At 68.4% G+C, this 4,764-nt stretch carries 3 protein-coding genes and 1 pseudogene; 3 read left to right on the top strand and 1 reads right to left on the bottom strand.

Annotated elements, in window-relative coordinates; all coding sequences use genetic code 11:
• Positions 1-623, bottom strand: a pseudogene (locus tag ELR45_RS22125) (hypothetical protein); the annotation flags it as partial.
• Positions 624-732: 109 nt separating this feature from the next.
• On the opposite strand from ELR45_RS22125, the gene ELR45_RS22120 reads away from it, so the two are divergent.
• The 3 genes from ELR45_RS22120 to ELR45_RS22110 form a co-directional block, all read left to right on the top strand.
• Positions 733-1,416, top strand: a complete 684-nt coding sequence (locus ELR45_RS22120; RefSeq protein ID WP_129668262.1) for a response regulator transcription factor — start codon at positions 733-735, stop codon at positions 1,414-1,416.
• A 3-nt stretch (positions 1,417-1,419) separates the two neighbouring features.
• The gene (locus ELR45_RS22115; RefSeq protein ID WP_129668261.1) at positions 1,420-2,796 is read left to right on the top strand and encodes a sensor histidine kinase; all 1,377 of its coding nucleotides are present in this window, start codon (positions 1,420-1,422) and stop codon (positions 2,794-2,796) included.
• Between the two features lie 96 nt (positions 2,797-2,892).
• Positions 2,893-4,764 (top strand): DNA gyrase/topoisomerase IV subunit A (locus ELR45_RS22110; RefSeq protein ID WP_240760032.1); only part of this gene is annotated, 1,872 nt, incomplete at its 3' end.

Here is a 4,764-nt window from a genome sequence, read left to right as displayed (position 1 = left end):
TCGTCGTCGGGCCGGATCACCAGCTCGTACGCGGAGCGTCCAGCCACCGAGGCGGTACCGTCCACCGAGACGTCGCTCGTCGGTGTCAGCCAGGCGAGGAACAGTCCGGCCATGGCCTCGTTGGACAGCGCGGCACCCGGGTTGTCGAACCCGGACCCTGCGGACTCCTCGTCCGGCGTCGGCCAGAGCGGGCCCTCGTGATGACGCACGATGTTCTGCTCGCTGTTCCAGTACCAGAGCTCGTCGTCGTCGCGGATCACGTCGGTCTCGGACAGCTCGCCGTGCAGCGCGATCCGGAACGTCGACGGGTCGGTGTACCAGAGCCGCGCCGTCGTGGCTCCGGCCAGCAGGCTCAGCGGAGAGTCGTCTCCGCCGGAGACCGGCAGCTCGGGGAATCCCATGTCGGCCGAGTGGACGACCGTACCGGCGAACGGCACCTGGTAGGCGTCCGCCATGCTCGCCAGCACCTCCGTAGCATTGCGCTCCGGAAGGTCCGAGTCCGCGTCGGCGATCACCGGAACCGCCACGGCGGCGGTGACCACTGCCGCCGTGACGATCGCCGGGACAGCCCACGGCCGCTTCGATAGCCTGAACATCTGCAGGCGGTCCGCTGTGGTGCTCATCTATGTTCTCCTTCATCAGCCATCATGCAATTCACTGTGCGCCTGACGGCCTGTGAGGACACTGAGAGGTTCATAGCCACCATGACACGAACGACGAGACACTGACTACATGCGGATTCTGGTAATCGAAGATGAACGCGGGCTGTCGCGCGCCCTGCAACGCGGCCTGTCCGCGGAAGGCTTCTCAGTGGAGCTGGCCCACGACGGCATGGAGGGCCTCCACCTGGCGCGTGAGTATCAGTACGACGCGATCGTGCTCGACATCATGCTGCCTTCGCTCTCCGGATACCGGATCTGCCAGGCCCTGCGGAAGGAGAACAACTGGGTGCCGATCCTCATGCTGTCGGCGAAGGACGGCGAGTACGACCAGGCCGACGGGCTCGACCTCGGGGCCGACGATTACTTGACCAAGCCGTTCTCCTACGTCGTCCTGGTCGCCAAGCTGAGGGCGCTGATCAGGCGGGGCACGCCGGAGCGGCCGGCCATCCTGGCCGTGGGCGACCTCTCCCTCGACCCGGCCACCCGCACCGTGCGCAGGGGCGACGAGCCGATCGAGCTCACCCCGCGGGAGTTCGGCCTGCTGCAGTACCTCATGTACCGCAAGGACGAAGCCGTGTCCAAGCTGGACCTCCTCGAGCATGTCTGGGATCCGCACTACGACGGCGATCCGAACGTGGTCGAGGTCTATGTCGGGTATGTGCGGCGGAAGATCGACACACCGTTCGGCCGGAACAGCCTCCGGACCGTCCGCGGGGCCGGATACCGGTTGATCGACGACGCCGCGGCGCAGTGAGACATGAGTGATTCCGTCCGTAGTCCGAAGCATTCGCTTCGTGCCCGGCTCACCTTCGCGGTCACAGTCGTCGCGATGGTCGGTATCGCGGCGGCGAGCGGTATCACGGTGCTGCTGATCGAACGGGCTCTGGTCGGAGCGCTCGACGACGCCGCGCGTAGCTACGGTCAGGACACCGCCGTCCTCGTCGAGAACGACCGCGTCACGAATCCGCTGCCAGGTGCGGGCGCGGCGATCGCCCAGGTCGTCGACGCGGAGGACCGGGTGGTCGCGTCCACACCCGGCGGGGACCTGCTGGTGCCGATCGTCGCCGGCGACAGCCTCGACGCGGTCCGCGGGGGCAGCGCAGTCGATCTGGACGGCACCCGGCTCGGCCAGCCGGACCCGTACCGCGTCGTCGGTGTCCCAGCTGAGCTGGAAGGCGAGCCGCATATCGTCCTCGTCGCTGTCTCGCTTGCCGAGCAGCGACGGACCGCCCAGCTGTTCCGGTTCGTCACCTTCGGTGCCGGGCTCGCCATCGCCCTCGCCGTCGGGGCTCTGAGCTGGTACATCACCGGGCGGACGCTGCGCCCGGTGGAGGAACTGCGCCGTGGAGCAGCAGAGATCACCGGAACCGGCGAGCAGCGGCTGCTCCCCGTGCCGGCGGCGCGCGACGAGCTCCACCGGCTGGCCACGACGCTCAACGACATGTTGCGCCGGCTGGAGGACGCCTCCGCCCGGCAACGGGCCTTCGTCGCCGATGCGGCCCATGAGCTGCGCAGCCCGATCGCGGCGTTGCGCACCGAGCTTGAGGTGGCGCAGGCGCACCCGGACGCCGTCGATCCGCAGGAGACCACCCGGGATGCTCTTCACGAGGTGGAGCGGATGGGACGGCTGGTCGACGATCTCCTGGTCCTGGCCCGCTTGGAGGAGGGCCGTCCCGCGTCGACCTGGCTGGTCGACATGGGAGAGCTCGCGGAGACCACCGTGCGGGGTCTGCGTGAGCCCCGGGTGCCGATCACCGTCGAGACGGGGACGGCGGCACCGGTTCACGGCAGCCCCGAAGCGCTCTCCAGGTTGATACACAACCTGGTCAACAACGCCATCCGGCACGCGGCCACCAGCGTGACGGTCGAGGTGAGCGCCGCCGGGCACCTGGTGGAGGTGCGGGTGAGCAACGATGGGCCGCCCATACCCCGCCGGCACCGCGAACGCATCTTCGAACGCTTCACCCGGCTCGACAACGCCCGTAGCCGGGACGCGGGCGGCACCGGCCTGGGGCTGGCCATCGTCAAGCAGATCGCCCTGTCGCACGGCGGGGATGTCACCGTGGAGGACCGCGACTACGGCGCGTGCTTCATCGTCCGCCTGCCGGCGCGAGGCGGGGCAGGCCAGGCGTGAGAGAGCCCGACCGATGCAGTGTCTGAGCCTGGTTCATCGCACGTCGGCGTGGGTCGGTGCGTCACATCGCGGCCGCGAGGCGCAACAATAGGCGGCATGGCTCGCGGAACCAAGACTCCCCCACCTGAGGATTTCGAAGAGACGATCATCGACGTTGACGTCTCCGAGGAGATGCGCGGCAGCTTCCTCGAATATGCCTACTCCGTCATCTATTCCAGGGCCATCCCCGATGCGCGGGATGGGCTGAAGCCGGTGCAGCGGCGGATCCTGTTCCAGATGCAGGAGATGGGCCTGCGCCCCGACCGTGCCCACGTCAAGTGCGGCCGCGTCGTCGGCGATGTCATGGGCAAGCTCCACCCGCACGGCGACGGCGCCATCTACGACACGCTGGTCCGGATGGCACAGTCCTGGGCGATGCGGGTCCCGCTGGTCGACGGCCATGGGAACTTTGGATCTCTGGACGCTGGCCCGGCAGCCTACCGTTACACCGAATGCCGGATGGCGGAGCCGGCGACGCTGCTCACCGGGTCGCTCGACGAAGACGTCGTCGACATGGTGGCGAACTACGACGGGCAGTTCGAGCAGCCCGAAGTCCTCCCGGCGACGTTCCCGAACCTCCTGGTCAACGGTTCCAGCGGGATCGCGGTCGGGATGGCGACGAACATGGCGCCGCACAACCTCGGCGAGGTCATCGAGGCGACCCGCTATCTGATCGCGAACCCGGACGCGACTCTGGACGACCTGATGCGGTACGTCCCCGGCCCAGACCTGCCCAGCGGCGGACGGATCGTCGGCTTGGACGGCGTCCGCGACGCGTACGAGACCGGGCGCGGCGCGTTCAAGACCCGCGCCACCGCCAGGGTGGAGAACATCACCGCCCGCCGCAAGGGCATCGTCATCACCGAACTGCCCTACATGGTGGGCCCGGAGCGGGTGCGTGAGCGCATCGTCGACCTGGTCAAGAACAAGAAGCTCAACGGTGTCGCCGACGTGGTCGACTACACGGACCGGAACACCAGCCTACGGCTGGTCATCGAGCTCAAGAGCGGGTTCGTGCCGGAGGCCGTGCTGGAAGAGCTCTACCGCCTGACCCCGCTGGAGGACTCGTTCTCCATCAACAACGTGGCCCTGGTCGACGGGCAGCCACGCACGCTCGGCCTGAAGGAACTTCTCGAGGTCTTCGTCAAGCACCGGCTCGACGTGGTCCGCCGGCGCAGTGAGTTCCGCCGGAAGAAGGCAGAAGACCGGCTGCACCTGGTGGATGGCCTGCTGGTCGCGCTGCTGGACATCGACGAGGTCATCGCCGTGATCCGGTCCTCCGACGACGCCGCCGCGGCGCGCGACCGCCTGATGCAGGTCTTCGACCTCTCCGAGATCCAGGCCCGCTACATCCTGGACACCCCTTTGCGGAGGCTGACCAAGTACGACCGGCTCGAGCTGGACAAGGAGGCCGAGCAGCTTCGCCGTACCATCAGCGAGCTCACCGCACTGCTCGAGGACGAGTCGCTGCTGCGGCAGGCCATCTCCGACGAGCTGGCCGAGGTCGCCGCCGCCCACGGCACGCCACGTCGGACCGTCCTGCTCGAAGACGCGGGCACGCCGAGAACCGCCGCGCGCGGCCTGCCGACATCTGCACTGGAGATCGCCGACGACCCGTGCCAGGTCATGCTCTCGTCCACCGGACTGCTCGCACGGACCGCCGGCGACGAGCCGCTGGTGCCTGCCGACAAGCGAGCCAAGCACGACTTGATCGTGTCACATGTGTCGGCCACCGCTCGCGGGGAGATCGGCGCCGTCACCACCGCCGGGCGGGTCATCCGCCTCTCAGTACTCGACCTGCCAGCGCTGCCACCGTCGGCCTCGCCGACGCTGGCCGGCGGTGCACCGGTCAAGGAGTTCATCGAACTGGAGCCGGAGGAGCGCGTACTCTGCCTGACCAGGTTCGACCCCGACTCCCCCGGCCTTGCT

The organism is Phytoactinopolyspora endophytica (assembly GCF_004138495.1).
GTDB lineage: Bacteria > Actinomycetota > Actinomycetes > Jiangellales > Jiangellaceae > Phytoactinopolyspora > Phytoactinopolyspora endophytica.
The sequence above is the reverse complement of the archived record's forward strand: the minus strand, read 5'-3'. Positions and strand labels throughout refer to the sequence as shown.